This is a genomic window from Pseudomonas sp. AC242 (assembly GCF_979258655.1).
On the sequence record NZ_OZ409873.1, the window covers coordinates 168,671 to 183,576 of the forward strand.

A 14,906-nucleotide genomic window follows, 5' to 3' on the forward strand; every position below is an offset into this window, starting at 1 on the left:
TGCCATAGCGGATAGCCACAGGCGGACTCCTTTTTTTGTAGTCGGCGAACGCCCTCCCGTGTGGCATGCCATACATGGCTGCCGGGAATAAACGTTCGCGAGAAGCAGCTCCCTCAGCACCGGCAAAAAGCGGTCTGAAAGCGAGCCATGAGCGCAGCCTCGTCAGGCTAACTTGCTGATTTTTCAGCCCCTGACGAAAATTCGTAACAGGGGATGGACGTCTCCGTGCTTCAAAAGGTTCCCATCTGCGGCAGCATTTGGCCACCCTTAATGTGCTCAACGGTTCGGTTATTGCATCGAGTTGGGCTATAATCGCGGCCCTTTTTTGAATCACCGCCAGGCGATTTCCCATGACCAACCAGGCCGCCGAAGTCGCGAAACGCCGCACTTTCGCCATTATTTCCCACCCCGATGCCGGTAAAACCACGATCACCGAAAAGCTCCTGTTGATGGGCAAGGCGATTGCAGTGGCCGGTACGGTGAAATCCCGTAAATCCGATCGCCATGCGACATCCGACTGGATGGAGATGGAGAAGCAACGGGGTATTTCCATTACCACGTCGGTCATGCAGTTCCCGTATCGCGAACACATGATCAACCTGCTCGACACCCCGGGCCACGAAGACTTCTCCGAAGATACCTACCGCACCCTGACCGCGGTGGACTCGGCATTGATGGTTCTCGACGGCGGTAAAGGTGTAGAGCCACGGACCATTGCGCTGATGGACGTCTGCCGTCTGCGTGACACGCCGATCGTCAGCTTCATCAACAAACTCGACCGTGACATCCGCGACCCGATCGAACTGCTCGACGAGATCGAAGCCGTGCTGAAGATCAAGGCCGCGCCGATCACCTGGCCGATCGGTTGCTACCGCGACTTCAAGGGCGTGTACCACCTGGCCGATGACTACATCATTGTCTACACCGCCGGTCACGGTCACGAACGCACCGAAACCAAGATCATCGAGAAGCTCGACTCCGACGAAGCGCGTGCGCATCTGGGGGACGAGTACGAGCGTTTCATCGAGCAGCTGGAACTGGTTCAGGGTGCCTGCCACGAATTCAACCAACAGGAATTCCTCGACGGTCAGTTGACCCCGGTGTTCTTCGGTACCGCACTGGGCAACTTCGGTGTTGATCATGTGCTCGACGCCGTCGTTGATTGGGCACCGCGTCCGCTGGCCCGTGTCGCTAACGAGCGTACCGTCGAGCCGGTGGAAGAGAAGTTCTCGGGCTTCATCTTCAAGATCCAGGCGAACATGGACCCGAAGCACCGCGACCGCATCGCCTTCATGCGCATTTGCTCCGGCAAGTACGAGAAAGGCATGAAGATGCGCCACGTGCGTACCGGCAAGGACGTGCGTATCGGCGACGCCCTGACGTTCTTCTCCTCAGAGCGTGAGCAGCTTGAAGAAGCCTTTGCCGGCGACATCATTGGTTTGCACAACCACGGCACCATCCAGATTGGCGACACCTTCAGTGAAGGTGAAACCCTCGGTTTCACCGGCATTCCGCACTTTGCGCCGGAGCTGTTCCGTCGTGTGCGCCTGCGTGATCCGCTGAAATCCAAGCAGTTGCGTCAGGGTCTCCAGCAGTTGGCTGAAGAGGGCGCGACGCAGGTGTTTTTCCCGGAGCGCAGCAACGACATCATTCTTGGCGCTGTGGGTGTGCTGCAGTTTGATGTGGTCGCCAGCCGTTTGAAGGAGGAATACAAGGTTGAGTGCTCGTATGAGCCGATTACTGTGTATTCCGCGCGCTGGATTGAGTGCAGCGACAAGAAGAAGCTTGAGGAGTTTTCCAACAAGGCTGTGGAGAACCTGGCGGTCGATGGCGGTGGGCACCTGACCTATCTTGCGCCGACGCGGGTTAACCTGGCGTTGATGGAAGAGCGTTGGCCGGATGTGAAATTCCGCGCGACGCGTGAGCATCACTAAGCTCTGAGTTGGTTTGTCCGAAGCCCCCTCGGTGTGTGCCTAGGGGGCTTTTTTTGCTTTGGTTTTGGGGGTATATCCGTTTTTTGGGTGATGGCGGCTTAGGGTTCCGCCCTTACGGCGGGTCACCTTTTCCAAACGCCGAAAAGGTAACCCAAAAGGCTTGCTCCTACGTGCGGCCCGCTGGCTGGAGCTCGGGGTTCCTTCGCTGCGGGATCGATCCGGGCGCAGCGCCTACGGTTTGCTTCGCTGCACCTCCTCTCGCTGTGTTTGGCTGTGCCAAACGGTCGCTGCGCTCCCACGCCCGGATCAATCCCTCCACTCAGCCTTCCGACGTCGCCCTACAGATCAAGAGCTGCAGCCGAGCTAACGCTCATCCTGTTGAGTGGTGAAGAGCCAAGCGGTGTTCGGCTGTTGATTTGTGTTGTGGCTACCCCTCACCCCAGCCCTCTCCCGAGGGAGAGGGAGCCGATTTGTGGGCTTTTCAAGATCTGAGTTCGACTCGGTATTTCACGTCGGCGTATCTCTTCCAGCCCACGCGGTCAGTCCCCTCTCCCTACGGGCGGTCCGACGTTTCGGGAGGGCTAGGGTGAGGGGCTTTTGACCTGTTTCAGAACCTGCGCTCAACTCGGTATTTCACGTCGGCGTAGCTTGCAGTGGTCAACTAATTCCGGACACCTCGATAGGTGGTTTTGACGCCATCGCTCGTTCATAAACGGTCGGTGGCAGATATCCCAGTTTCGAGTGCAGCCGTTCGTTGTTGTAAAACCCAACGATGTATTCGGTAATGTCGCGGATCGCTTCAGCGTGGTTCGCGTAGTCACGTCGCCATACCCGCTCCATTTTCAAACTCAAAAAGAAGCGCTCCATCACTGCATTGTCCCAGCAATTACCTTTACGGCTCATGCTCTGCTGCATGTCGTTTCTTGCCAGTAATTCTCTGTAAGCTGCACTCGCATATTGGCTACCCCGATCTGAGTGGGCAATCAAGCCTGGTGGCGGTTGACGTTGCGCGATAGCCAGTTGCATCGCAGTGCACACCAGCTCTGCCGGCATGTTCGGAGCCATCGACCAGCCCACTATCTTGCGTGAAAACAAGTCCAATACCACGGCCAGATACAACCAGCCACTGCGGGTGCGGATATAGGTGATGTCGGCTACCCAAGCCTTGTTTGGCGCCACTTGGTCAAAATTTCTGCTCAGTACATTCTCTGCAATCGGCAGGTCATGATTACTATCGGTTGTGTGTACAAACTTGCGCTTCCAGGCTGAACGCAGTCCGTTAGCCCGCATCAATCGACGGATTTTATACAGCCCGACAAGCATGCCTTTACCGCGCAAAGCGTCGCGCAAAGGGCGGCTGCCGTAGCAGCCTCCACTCTCGGCGAAAGACGCCTTGAGTTGCACAAGAACAGGACAACTCTGCCGAACAGGCGCATCAGCACGCTTCTGAGACTCATAGAAGCCTGAACGACTGATGCTCAGCAACCGACAGACATGTGCCACTGAGTAAGCCTTCTGTTGCAGCTGCCGAACCAGTCGATACCTTACTTCAGCTCGCGGGCAAAGAAGGCGGTAGCCTTTTTTAAGATGTCGTTGTCCACCTTGAGCTGACGATTTTCCTGTTCCAATTGCCGGATGCGCTGTTGCTCTGCCGTTAATGGCTTGCCGATTCCGGCCTGCCCCAGTTGCTCTGCCTCGTATTGCTGAACCCAGCGTCGAACGGCTGTCTCACCAATGTTCAGATCCTGGCAAACCTGCGTAACGGTCAGTCCTTGATCCTTGATCATCTTCACGACTTGCAGCTTGAAGCTGTCGTCGAATGCCCTGCGTTTTTTAGTCATGAATAACTCCTCGATAGATGTATTTTCCACCTATCGGGGTGTCCGGGGAAATTAGACCACTGCAGCTCTCCCAAACACCTCGGTCAGTCCCCTCTCCCTTTGGGAGAGGGATAGGGTGAGGGGCTTTTGATCTTCGGCACGGTTTTATCGTGCGCAATGGCTGTAGTACGACTCCGTTTTTTGTGATCTCGCTGTTCTCGAACGCGACAACCAGCCTGCTGGCCGTTAGTGTTCCAGCTCCACGCAAGTCGCTTTGAGAGGTCAATGGAATGACGAGTCGACTGACTCAACTGCTGCGGCTCAACGGTTATTTCAGCGTAATGGCCTGGGTGCTCGCGGCGCTGTTGTTCATCAATCGCTTGAGCAGCATGGTCAAGCTGTTCATGGCACTGTACCTGCGTCAGGAGCTGGGGCTGGCGATCGAGACGGTTGGCTGGTTGCTGTCGGCGTACGGTGCGGGTTTGCTGGTCGGTTCGATGCTCGGTGGCTGGCTCAGTGATCATGTGCGCACGGCGCGGCTGACGGCGGCGTTGTTCTTTGTTTCGGTGTGGGTGCTGTTGCTGCTGGGGCTGGTGACGCAGGTGCCGTTGCTGGCGGCATTGTTGTTGCTCAGCGGAACCCTCGATGGGGCCATTCGCACGCTGCATCAGCGCCTGATCATGGAATATTGCGAGGTGGCGCAGCGCTCGCGTGCGCAGGCCTTGAGCCGGGTGGCGCGCAACCTCGGGATGGCCGCTGCCGGGGTGGCGGGCGGGGTTTTGGCGCAGGCTGATTTTCGCTGGGTATTTTTCGCCAGTGCGGCAATGACGTTGCTGGCCTTGCTGTGGTTTGTCCGCACCACGTGGCAGCGTCCGGTGCTGATCAATGACGAAAGGCCCACGGATGACGCAGGTTCCGGGGGGCCGTATCGCGACAAACCGTTCCTCTGGTTGCTGGCGGCGACGGCTGTGCTTGGCATCGCGTTCGACACGGTCTACAGCACCCTGGGCAATTATCTGCGTGATTACTATCACTTGAGCACCGAAGCGATCGGTTGGCAGTTTGGCCTCAATGCGTTGTTGGTGATCGCCCTGCAGATTCCGTTGTCGCATTGGGGCGAGCGATGGGGCATGCGTCGACAAATGCTGCTCGGCAGTGTGTTGCTGGCCTGCGGGCTCGGCATGTTGCCGTTCGGTTCCGGGCTGTTTTACGTCTGCCTGTCGACGCTGATCTGGACCTTGGGCGAGGCGTTTTTCATGCCGCCGCTGAATGTGCTGGCGATGCGTTTTGCCCAGGGCGGCAAAAGCGGTCAGTACTTCGGCCTGTTCTTTATGAGCTGGAGCGCCAGTGCGATGTTGTCACCGGTGCTTAGTGGCCAGTTGTATGGTCAATTCGGGGGCCACAGTGTGTGGCTGGCGAGTGCGCTGATGGTGTTGATTTCCATCCCGCTGACTTGGCAGGCCACGCGCGTGCGCCCGGTCGCTTAGCTGATCCAGCTATTGGCATTATTCGAAAGCAATCTGTCTGCCGAGGGCATTTCTGCGCGCTCGTTAGCGTCCTATCTGGTGAACCCGATGGATCGGAACTAGATTTCACACAGCGCCAGTCAGGCACGAATGTCTCACCTGAAAATGGATGGAGTCGGCTATGAAAAGCAGGTTGCTACGGGTTTTATTGCTGTTGAAAGTGATGGTCATGCTGTCCCTCGGCACCGCGACGGCCTGGGCCGAGTGCGAGGATCACGATTCTCAGGCGTTCAACGGGCAGGCCGGGCATAGCGGTTTGATGCTCGCCAAGTCTGAATCCGAGCCGGGCGATCAGGGGCAGGGTGGCAGCGCCGATGACGACGACTCGACCACCGATGAGCCGGACTCTGATGATCCGGACGACGAAGGCGATAGCCAAACGTAAATCGCAGGCAAAAGAAAACCCCTTCGGCCTCGACTGATGCGCAATCGAGGTGGAAGGGGTTTGCTCAACACTTTATCCCTGAATAAACATGATCCCTGTAGGAGCTGCGGCACGCTGCGATCTTTTGATTCTGATTCTGACAATGAAAAGATCGCAGCCTCGTTTCACTCGACAGCTCCTACAGGTTTCGTGTCGCTCTCCAGATTTGCTTATGCCGCGCCGTCGAGGAACTGCTCGGCGTAGTGGCAAGCCACCTGCCGGCTGTCGAGCTGGCGCAACGCTGGCTCTTCCGTGCTGCAACGCTCGGTCGCATACGGGCAGCGCTTGTGGAAAGCACAGCCCGGTGGCGGGTTCAGCGGGTTAGGCAGTTCACCGACGATCTTGATTTTCGGCTTGTTCGGGTCCGGGTGAATGGTCGGGGTTGCCGACAGCAGCGCCTGGGTATACGGGTGCAGCGGACGCTCGTAAATGTCGTTCTTCGGACCCAGTTCCACCGGGCGACCGAGGTACATCACCATCACGTCATCGGCCACGTGTTGCACCACCGCGAGGTTGTGCGAGATGAACACGTACGCGGTGTTGAACTCCTGCTGCAGATCCATGAACAGGTTCAGCACCTGCGCCTGAATCGACACGTCCAATGCCGAAGTCGGTTCATCCGCCACCAGCACTTTCGGTTGCAACATCATCGCCCGGGCCAGGGCGATACGCTGGCGCTGACCGCCGGAGAACATGTGCGGATAGCGCTGATAATGCTCAGGGCGCAAGCCGACCTGCTTCATCATCGCCTGGACTTTCTCGCGACGCTCAGCGGCGGAGAGGTTGGTGTTGATCAGCAGCGGTTCGCCGAGCTGGTCACCGACTTTCTGCCGTGGGTTCAACGAGGCGTATGGGCTTTGGAAGACCATCTGCACGTCTTTGCGCAGTTGCTTGCGCTGGGCTTTGTCGGCGCCGGCGACTTCCTGGCCGGCGATTTTCAAGGATCCGGACGACGGATCTTCAATCAGCGTCAACGCGCGGGCGAGGGTGGATTTGCCGCAGCCCGACTCGCCTACCACGGCGAGGGTCTTGCCGGCTTCCAGTTCGAACGACACACCGTTGAGTGCGCGCACGGTCGCGTGGCCCTTGAACAGACCACGGGAGACTTCGTAGTGACGGGTCAGGTCGCGGGCGGTAAGTACGACGGCCATTACGCCACCTCCTGGTTCAGCGGGAAGAAGCAGCGCGCGAGGCTGTTGCTTTTCGGATCAAGGCCTGGACGCTGCGTGCGGCAGCTGTCCTGCACGTACGGGCAGCGCGGTGACAGCAGGCAACCCTGCGGACGGTCGTAGCGGCCCGGAACGATACCCGGCAGGGTCGACAGGCGTGAGGCGCCGAGGCTGTGCTCGGGAATCGCCTTGAGCAACGCTTCGCTGTACGGGTGCGCCGGGACGTCGAACAGTTGCGGTACCTGACCGACTTCAACGGCTTGCCCTGCGTACATCACGCAGACGCGCTGGGCGGTTTCCGCCACGACCGCGAGGTCGTGAGTGATCAGCACCAAGCCCATGTTCTGTTCTTTCTGCAACGCCAGCAGCAGATCCATGATCTGTGCCTGAATCGTCACGTCCAGCGCAGTAGTCGGTTCGTCGGCGATCAGCAGTTTCGGCTCGCCGGCAATCGCCATGGCAATCGCAACACGCTGGCTCATACCGCCGGACAGTTGGTGCGGGTAGGCGTCCATACGGCTCGCGGCGCCCGGGATTTCAACTTTTTCCAGCAGCTCGATCGCACGTTTGCGCGCTTGCTTGCCGGACATTTTCAGGTGCAGACGCAGCACTTCTTCGATCTGGAAACCGACGGTGTAGCTCGGGTTCAGTGCGGTCATCGGGTCCTGAAAGACCATTGACAGGTCTTTGCCGACGATTTGCCGACGCTGACGGTTGCTCAGCTTGAGCATGTCTTTGCCGTCGAAGCTGAGCGAGTCGGCGGTGACGATGCCGGGGTGCTCGATCAGGCCCATCAGCGCCATCATGGTCACGGATTTACCCGAACCCGACTCGCCCACGATGGCCAGTACTTCGCCTTTGTCGACTTTCAGGTCGAGGCCGTCGACCACCGGGGTCGCGGTCTTGTCGCCGAAGCGAACGTTGAGATTCTTGATTTCTAGCAGTGACATGGGAATCTCCTCAGGCGGCGTTCTTGAGTTTCGGGTCGAGCGCATCGCGCAGACCGTCGCCCATCAAGTTGATTGCCAGCACGCTGAGCAAAATGGTCAAACCAGGCAGGCTCACCACCCACCAGGCGCGTTCGATGTAGTCGCGGGCCGAGGCCAGCATGGTGCCCCACTCAGGGGTTGGCGGTTGTACGCCAAGGCCGAGGAAGCCCAACGCGGCGGCATCGAGAATCGCCGAAGAGAAGCTCAGGGTCGCCTGAACGATCAGCGGCGCCATGCAGTTCGGCAGCACGGTGATGAACATCAGGCGTGGCAGACCGGCACCGGCCAGGCGCGCGGCGGTCACGTAGTCGCGGTTCAGCTCGCCCATCACGGCGGCACGGGTCAGACGCACGTAGGACGGCAGCGAAACCACAGCAATGGCGATCACGGTGTTGATCAGGCCAGGGCCGAGGATGGCGACAATCGCCACAGCCAGCAGCAGCGACGGCAGGGCCAGCATGATGTCCATCAGACGCATGATGGTCGGGCCGATCATCTTCGGGAAGAACCCGGCGAACAGACCGAGGAGGATCCCCGGAATCAGCGACATGACTACCGACGACAAACCGATCAGCAGCGACAGGCGCGAACCCTGGATCAGGCGCGATAGCAGGTCACGACCCAGTTCATCGGTGCCGAGCAGGAATTGCATCTGCCCGCCTTCCAGCCACGCCGGCGGCGTCAGCAGGAAGTCACGGTATTGCTCGCTCGGGTTATGCGGCGCGACCCACGGCGCGAACAGCGCGCAGAAAATGATCAGCAGCATGAACAGCAGGCCAGCAACTGCGCCCTTGTTCTTCGAGAAGGCTTGCCAGAATTCTTTGTACGGCGACGGGTACAGCAGGCTTTGATCCGCGTTGGCGGCGGCGGTGGCTACTGAGGATGTTGGAGTGCTCATGGTTATTGACCTCAGCGCTGATGACGGATGCGTGGGTTGGCAAAGCCGTAGAGGATGTCCACTACGAAGTTGACCAGAATCACCAGGCAGGCGATTAACAGGATGCCGTTTTGCACAACCGGGTAGTCCCGGGCGCCGATGGCTTCGATCAGCCATTTACCGATGCCGGGCCAGGAGAAGATGGTTTCGGTCAGGACCGCACCGGCCAGCAGGGTGCCGACTTGCAGACCGACCACGGTGAGTACCGGAATCAGCGCGTTACGCAGGCCGTGGACGAACACCACGCGCGACGGCGACAGGCCCTTGGCCTTGGCGGTGCGGATGTAGTCTTCGCGCAGCACTTCGAGCATCGACGAACGGGTCATCCGCGCGATCACTGCCAGCGGAATGGTGCCGAGCACGATGGCCGGCAGGATCAGGTGATGCAGGGCATCGAAGAACGCACCGACGTCATCGGCCAGCAGCGTGTCGATGAGCATGAAACCGGTGCGCGGCTCGATGTCGTAGAGCAGGTCTATCCGTCCGGAAACCGGGGTCCAGCCCAGGCTCACCGAGAAGAACATGATCAGGATCAGGCCCCACCAGAAGATCGGCATCGAATACCCCGCGAGGGAGATGCCCATCACCCCGTGGTCGAACAGCGATCCTCGCTTGAGTGCCGCGATCACCCCGGCCAGAAGGCCCAGAATGCCGGCGAACAGCAGGGCGGCCATGGACAGTTCCAGGGTCGCCGGGAAGAGAGAGGTGAACTCGGTCCACACGCTTTCGCGCGTACGCAGGGATTCGCCGAGGTCGCCTTGAGCCAGTTTGCCGATGTAGTCCAGATACTGGGCATACAGTGGCTTGTTCAGACCTAGGCGTTCCATTGCCTGAGCGTGCATTTCGGGGTCGACCCGACGTTCGCCCATCATCACTTCCACGGGGTCGCCCGGAATCATGCGAATCAACGCGAAAGTCAGCAAGGTGATGCCGAAAAACGTGGGGATCAATAACCCCAGTCGGCGGGCAATAAAACTAAACATCTTGTGTGGTACCTCATCAGCCGGTTAGGCGTGCCCGGTGTCCCTGGGGTCAGGAACACCGGGAGTTTCTTATCTACTTCACCTGGGTGGTGGCGAAGTTATTAGTGGTGAGAGGGCTGATGTGATAGCCCTCTACGTTGTTGCGCATTGCAGTAAACATCCGCGTGTGGGCCATGCTGATCCACGGTTGATCCTGATTAAACAGGACCTGAGCCTGCTCGTAGAGTTTCGCGCGTTCGGCCGGATCTACTTTAGCCCGTGCTTCGTCGAGCAGTGCCTGGAATTTCTCGTTGCACCAGCGCGCGTAGTTTTCGCCGTTCTTGGCAGCTTCGCAACTGAGCATAGGCGTCAGGAAGTTATCCGGGTCGCCGTTGTCGCCCGCCCATCCGGCCGAGACCATATCGTGCTCACCGGCCTTGGCGCGTTTGAGCATTTCGCCCCATTCCATCACGCGAATGTCGATCTTGATCCCGACTTTCGCCAGGTCAGCCTGCATCATTTGTGCGCCGAGCATCGGGTTGGGGTTGGTCGGGCCGCCGCCGTTGCGGGTAAACAGGGTAAACACGGTGCCTTCCGGAACCCCGGCTTCCTTGAGCAGGGCGCGGGCCTTGTCGAGGTCGCGCGGCGGGTTCTTCAGGTCGTGGTTGTAGCCCAGCAGCGTGTCCGGGTACGGGTTGACCGCGACGGTCGCATTGCCCGGGCCAAACAGCGCGTTGACGTAAGCGGCTTTGTCGAAGGCGATATCGATCGCCTTACGCACGCGCACGTCGCTCATGTATTTGTGCTGGGTGTTCATGGCGATGTACGAAACGGTCATCGCGTTCAGTTCATCGACCTTGAGCTTGGCGTCTTTCTTGATGCTCGGGATGTCATCCGGTTTTGGATACAGCGCGATCTGGCATTCGTTGGCCTTGAGCTTCTGCAGGCGCACGTTGTTGTCGGTGGCGATCGCCAGGATCAACGCATCGGCTGGCGGCTTGCCACGGAAATACTCCGGGTTGGCCTTGAAGCGCACCTGCGCATCCTTGGCGTAGCGCTGGAAGATGAACGGGCCGGTGCCGATCGGCTTGTTGTTGAGGTCGCCGGTCTTGTTGGCTTTGAGCAATTGGTCGGCGTATTCGGCCGGGTAGATCGAGGAGAACGCCATCGCGATGTCGGCCAGGAACGGCGCTTCGCGGCGGGTCAGGGTGAACTTGACCGTGTTGTCGTCGACTTTCTCGACATTCTTCAGCAGTTCCTTGAAGCCCATGCTTTCAAAGTACGGGAAGCCCACGCTCGACAGTTTGTGCCACGGGTGATTCGGGTCCAGTTGACGCTGGAAGCTCCAGACCACGTCGTCAGCGTTCATGTCGCGGGTTGGCTTGAAATATTCGGTGGTGTGAAACTTGACGCCTTTGCGCAGGTGGAACGTGTAGGTCAGGCCGTCTTCGCTGATGTCCCAGGACTCGGCGAGAGCCGGGATCACTTCAGTGGTGCCGGGCTTGAAGTCAGCCAGGCGGTTGAAGATGGTTTCGGCCACAGCGTCCGCCGTGACTGCAGTTGTGTACTGGACCATATCGAAGCCTTCCGGACTGGCTTCGGTGCAGACCACCAAGGGTTTGGCCGAGACGCCAACAGCGACACTCAGCAACGCAGCCGCGATGGCCGCACGTAGGGGAAGCATTTTCATCGATAACCCTCTGCAATCGGTTGAAGACAAAAAACCGAACGGCCGACTCATCATGAGTCAGCCGTCGGTTGGCGTTTTTTACAGGATGTTGAATGGAATCGTGGTCACGAGACGGAACTCGTTGATGCTGCCGTCAGCCTGGTTTTCGCTGGCGCGGTGAGCGGTGTAAGTGCCGCGAATCGTGGTGGCTTTGAGTGGCCCGCTCTGTACGGCATAGGTTGCACCGATGCCGTATTCATAGTGGTGCTCGCCGTCCATCGATTGCACACCGTCGTAGCCGCCACCTTTGTAGTGAGTGCCGTCGATGCCCCAGCCGCGCGCCTGGTAGATGTTGAACTTCAGGCCCGGTACACCGTATTCGGCCATGTTGATGCCGTAGGAAACCTGGAAGGACTTCTCGTTCGGGCCGTTGAAGTCCGAGAGCAGGGAGTTGGCCAGGTAGATACCGTTGGTTTCGTGCAGGTAGTCGAAGTACTCGTTACCGTTCACTTCCTGATACGAGAAGGTCAGGGTGTGTGCCAGGTGAGTCAGGCCGAACGACAGCGAGTAGGTGTCGTTGTCGATGTCGCCCAGCAGTTTTTTGCCTTCGTCGACAGTCTTGTAGTAGTTCAGGCCGGTGGTCAGGCTGAGGATCGAGCTGTCACCCAGCACGTGGGTGGCGCCGAAGTAGTACTGGTTCCACAGGTCTTCAGCCTGGGTGCCCCACAGGCTGGTGGTCAGGCTGGCGAACGGCTGGTACGAGATACCGGCGGTATTCACGTGGTCAGCTTCGGCGTCGATGTTGCCGTATTCGGAGCGGAACTTGCTGAGGCTCTCTTCGGTACGAGGCGAGACGCGGTCGAACGTTGCCAGGTCGAACGAGAGGTTGTTCAGCTCTTCGCTGTGGATCGCGATACCTTCGAAGCTCGACGGCAGCGGACGGTTGCCGATCACGTCGACCTGCGGGCTGCTGAAGTTCATGCGGCCGGCGGTCAGGGTGGTATTGGAGATACGTGCCTTGATGTTGGCCAGGCCCACTTTGCTCCATTGACCTTGAGCGTCACCGCCTTCTTTGGTCAGCGTACGGTTGTTGCCTGCGCCTGGACGAGTGCCCGGTGCGCCGCCGTTGTTGGAGGCGAGGTTCTCGCGGTCACGCTCAAGAGCGATGGCGTTGTAGGCCGCCACTTCGGTGCTGAAACCGACAGTACCTTCGGTGAAGCCCGAGTTGTACTTGATGATCGTGCCTTGCACCCAGTTGATGCGGCGGTCGGTTTCGGTCGATTGGCCGTTCTTGCGATAGGCGAACTTGCCGCCGCGCTTGAGTTGCTCGTTGGCGTACCAGTTGCGGGTCGAGCCGCTGATCGATTGACCTTCGAGGAAGCCGGTGGCCTCGGCCTGGGCGCTCTTCTCGTTGACTGTTACTGGAGTGAACGCCTGGCTTTGGGTTTCTGCGTACGCCGTGGCGGTGACGCTGCTGATGGCCAGAGCCAGTATCGCGGTGCTGCTCAGTTTCATGGGTGAAGCTCCTTTACTTTCTTTTTATGCCGGCTTTTTTTGGTATGCCGGTTATTGGTTTAGAACTCGTTCACACATCGCAAACGTTTGCAAAAAGCCGGATTGGCGAATTTCGGCAAAGCGCTTGCGTGAGGGGCTAGACAGCGCCCCCCAGCGTTGCGGCTAATCATCTGGTTTAATCGATACCGACACCCGAGAACACGTTGCGACCGAACGGGCTGACTTTGAACCCTTCGATCCTCGCGCTTAACGGCTGGTTGACCGTCGAGTGGGCGACAGGCGTGATCGGCACTTGCTGTTTAAGCAATTGCTGGGCCTGTTTATAGAGCACGGTGCGTTGGTCGCGGTCGGTGACGACCTTGGCCTGTTTGATCAGCTTGTCGTAAGCCGGGTCGCACCACATGGAGTAGTTGTTGCCGCCGATGGCATCGCAGCTGTACAGCGTGCCGAGCCAGTTGTCCGGATCCCCGTTGTCACCGGTCCAGCCGATCAGGCTGATGTCGTGCTCGCCATTTTTGGTGCGCTTGATGTACTCGCCCCATTCGTAGCTGACGATCTTCACTTTCAGACCGATCTTGGCCCAGTCCGCCTGGAGCATTTCGGCCATCAGTTTGGCGTTCGGGTTATACGGGCGCTGCACCGGCATCGCCCACAGGGTGATCTCGGTGCCTTCTTTAACGCCGGCAGCCTTGAGCAGCTCTTTGGCTTTTTCCGGGTTGTAGGCGGCGTCTTTGATGCTGTCGTCGTAGGACCACTGGGTCGGCGGCATGGCGTTGACGGCCAGTTGACCGGCGCCCTGATAAACAGCGTTGAGAATTCCTTGTTTATTCACCGCCATGTCCAGCGCCTGGCGCACTTCGAGCTGGTCGAAGGGCTTGTGGCGGACGTTATAGGCGATGTAGCCGAGGTTGAAACCCGGTTTGGAAATCAGTTGCAGTTTCGGGTCGGCCTTCAACGCTTCAACATCGGCAGGGCGCGGATGCAGGGTAATCTGGCATTCGCCAGCCTTGAGCTTCTGCACGCGCACCGAGGCGTCGGTGTTGATCGCGAAGATCAGGTTGTCGAGTTTGACCCGGCTCGGATCCCAGTAATGTTTATTACCGGTGTAACGAATGTTCGAGTCTTTCTGATAACTCTTGAACACGAACGGCCCGGTGCCGATCGGTTTCTGGTTGATGTCGCTCGGCTTGCCTTCGGCCAGCAGTTTGTCGGCGTATTCGGCGGACAGGATGGCGGCGAAGCTCATGGCGATATTCTGAATGAACGCTGCGTCGACGCTGTTGAGCGTGAACTCCACGGTCAGCGGCCCGGTCTTCTCGACCTTGGCGATGTTCTTGTTCAGGCTCATCCCGTTGAAATACGGGAATTCGGTGGGATAAGCCTTACGGAAAGGTTGCTGTGCATCGAGCATGCGATTAAACGTGAACAACACGTCGTCGGCGTTGAAGTCGCGGGTCGGCTTGAAGTACGGCGTTGTATGAAATTTCACACCTTCACGCAGGTGAAAGGTGTACTTGAGACCATCCTCGGAAATATCCCACGTGGTTGCCAGGCCCGGGACGACATTAGTCGCGCCTTTTTCGAACTCGACCAGTCGGTTGTAGATCGGTTCGGCGGCGTCGTTATCGGTGGCCGTCGTGTATTGCGCGGTATCAAAGCCCGCCGGGCTGCCTTCAGAGCAGAACACCAGACTTTTGCTGGCGGCGAAACTGGCGGACGAGGCGGCCAACAGGCCGGCCCCCAGCAATGCGGAATAAATCAAGGTATGGCGCATGACGCTCCCTCTTTTTTAGTGTTGTTCAATGCGCCGTCGTCTCATCCGGAGACGTTTTGGCTGCATCGAGCTCAATCCAGTGCGTACGGCAAACCGGTGGCCCACGCAGACACTGGTCAGTACCCGACGGTAGGGGCCGCGGTTCTGGCAGTAAATGCGTAAATGCCTTAAAGCTCGTAGGAAAAGG

The 14,906-nt window shown here is 58.7% G+C and carries 11 protein-coding genes; 3 read left to right on the plus strand and 8 right to left on the minus strand.

The window, feature by feature from the left end; translation table 11 throughout:
- The first annotated feature begins 350 nt into the window (after window positions 1-350).
- A complete protein-coding gene (locus ACZZ0A_RS00675; protein ID WP_007915312.1) occupies window positions 351-1,934 on the plus strand; it encodes a peptide chain release factor 3 in 1,584 nt (527 codons plus the stop codon).
- Between the two features lie 657 nt (window positions 1,935-2,591).
- Here ACZZ0A_RS00675 and ACZZ0A_RS00680 read toward each other — a convergent pair.
- Window positions 2,592-3,775, minus strand: a protein-coding gene (locus ACZZ0A_RS00680) for an IS3 family transposase (RefSeq protein ID WP_202949549.1) whose coding sequence is annotated in 2 segments (ribosomal slippage) — window positions 2,592-3,511 and window positions 3,511-3,775 — 1,185 coding nt in all. Because the reading frame shifts where the segments join, the coding sequence is not laid out codon by codon here.
- Window positions 3,776-4,044: 269 nt separating this feature from the next.
- Here ACZZ0A_RS00680 and ACZZ0A_RS00685 point away from each other — a divergent pair.
- Together ACZZ0A_RS00685 and ACZZ0A_RS00690 are read left to right on the plus strand one after the other, a co-directional pair.
- Window positions 4,045-5,241, plus strand: coding sequence for an MFS transporter (locus tag ACZZ0A_RS00685; RefSeq protein ID WP_463542392.1), 1,197 nt, complete (start codon window positions 4,045-4,047; stop codon window positions 5,239-5,241).
- Between the two features lie 160 nt (window positions 5,242-5,401).
- The gene (locus tag ACZZ0A_RS00690; protein ID WP_414893474.1) at window positions 5,402-5,665 is read left to right on the plus strand and encodes a hypothetical protein; all 264 of its coding nucleotides are present in this window, start codon (window positions 5,402-5,404) and stop codon (window positions 5,663-5,665) included.
- Window positions 5,666-5,874: 209 nt separating this feature from the next.
- Here the strand turns inward: ACZZ0A_RS00690 and ACZZ0A_RS00695 are convergent, their stop codons facing one another.
- The 7 genes from ACZZ0A_RS00695 to ACZZ0A_RS00725 all read right to left on the minus strand — a co-directional run bounded on the left by ACZZ0A_RS00695 (window position 5,875) and on the right by ACZZ0A_RS00725 (window position 14,719).
- A complete protein-coding gene (locus tag ACZZ0A_RS00695; RefSeq protein ID WP_007917625.1) occupies window positions 5,875-6,855 on the minus strand; it encodes a peptide ABC transporter ATP-binding protein in 981 nt (326 codons plus the stop codon).
- Window positions 6,855-7,823 carry an ABC transporter ATP-binding protein gene (locus ACZZ0A_RS00700; RefSeq protein ID WP_463542393.1) on the minus strand — a complete coding sequence of 323 codons (969 nt, stop codon included), beginning with the start codon at window positions 7,821-7,823 and terminating at the stop codon, window positions 6,855-6,857. Before ACZZ0A_RS00700 ends, ACZZ0A_RS00695 begins: the two co-directional genes overlap by 1 nt.
- A 10-nt stretch (window positions 7,824-7,833) precedes the next feature.
- Window positions 7,834-8,760, minus strand: a complete 927-nt coding sequence (locus ACZZ0A_RS00705) for an ABC transporter permease subunit (RefSeq protein ID WP_414893475.1) — start codon at window positions 8,758-8,760, stop codon at window positions 7,834-7,836.
- Window positions 8,761-8,771: 11 nt separating this feature from the next.
- Window positions 8,772-9,782 (minus strand): ABC transporter permease subunit, encoded by a 1,011-nt coding sequence (locus ACZZ0A_RS00710; RefSeq protein ID WP_007917620.1) that lies wholly within the window; start codon window positions 9,780-9,782, stop codon window positions 8,772-8,774.
- A gap of 73 nt (window positions 9,783-9,855) precedes the next feature.
- Window positions 9,856-11,451, minus strand: coding sequence for an ABC transporter substrate-binding protein (locus tag ACZZ0A_RS00715; protein WP_095114534.1), 1,596 nt, complete (start codon window positions 11,449-11,451; stop codon window positions 9,856-9,858).
- Window positions 11,452-11,529: 78 nt separating this feature from the next.
- Window positions 11,530-12,945: an OprD family porin gene (locus tag ACZZ0A_RS00720; RefSeq protein WP_007917616.1), complete on the minus strand. Its 1,416-nt coding sequence runs from the start codon at window positions 12,943-12,945 to the stop codon at window positions 11,530-11,532.
- 175 nt (window positions 12,946-13,120) lie between these two features.
- On the minus strand, window positions 13,121-14,719 hold the full coding sequence (locus ACZZ0A_RS00725; RefSeq protein WP_007917614.1) for an ABC transporter substrate-binding protein: 1,599 nt from the start codon (window positions 14,717-14,719) through the stop codon (window positions 13,121-13,123).
- Window positions 14,720-14,906: the final 187 nt, after the last annotated feature.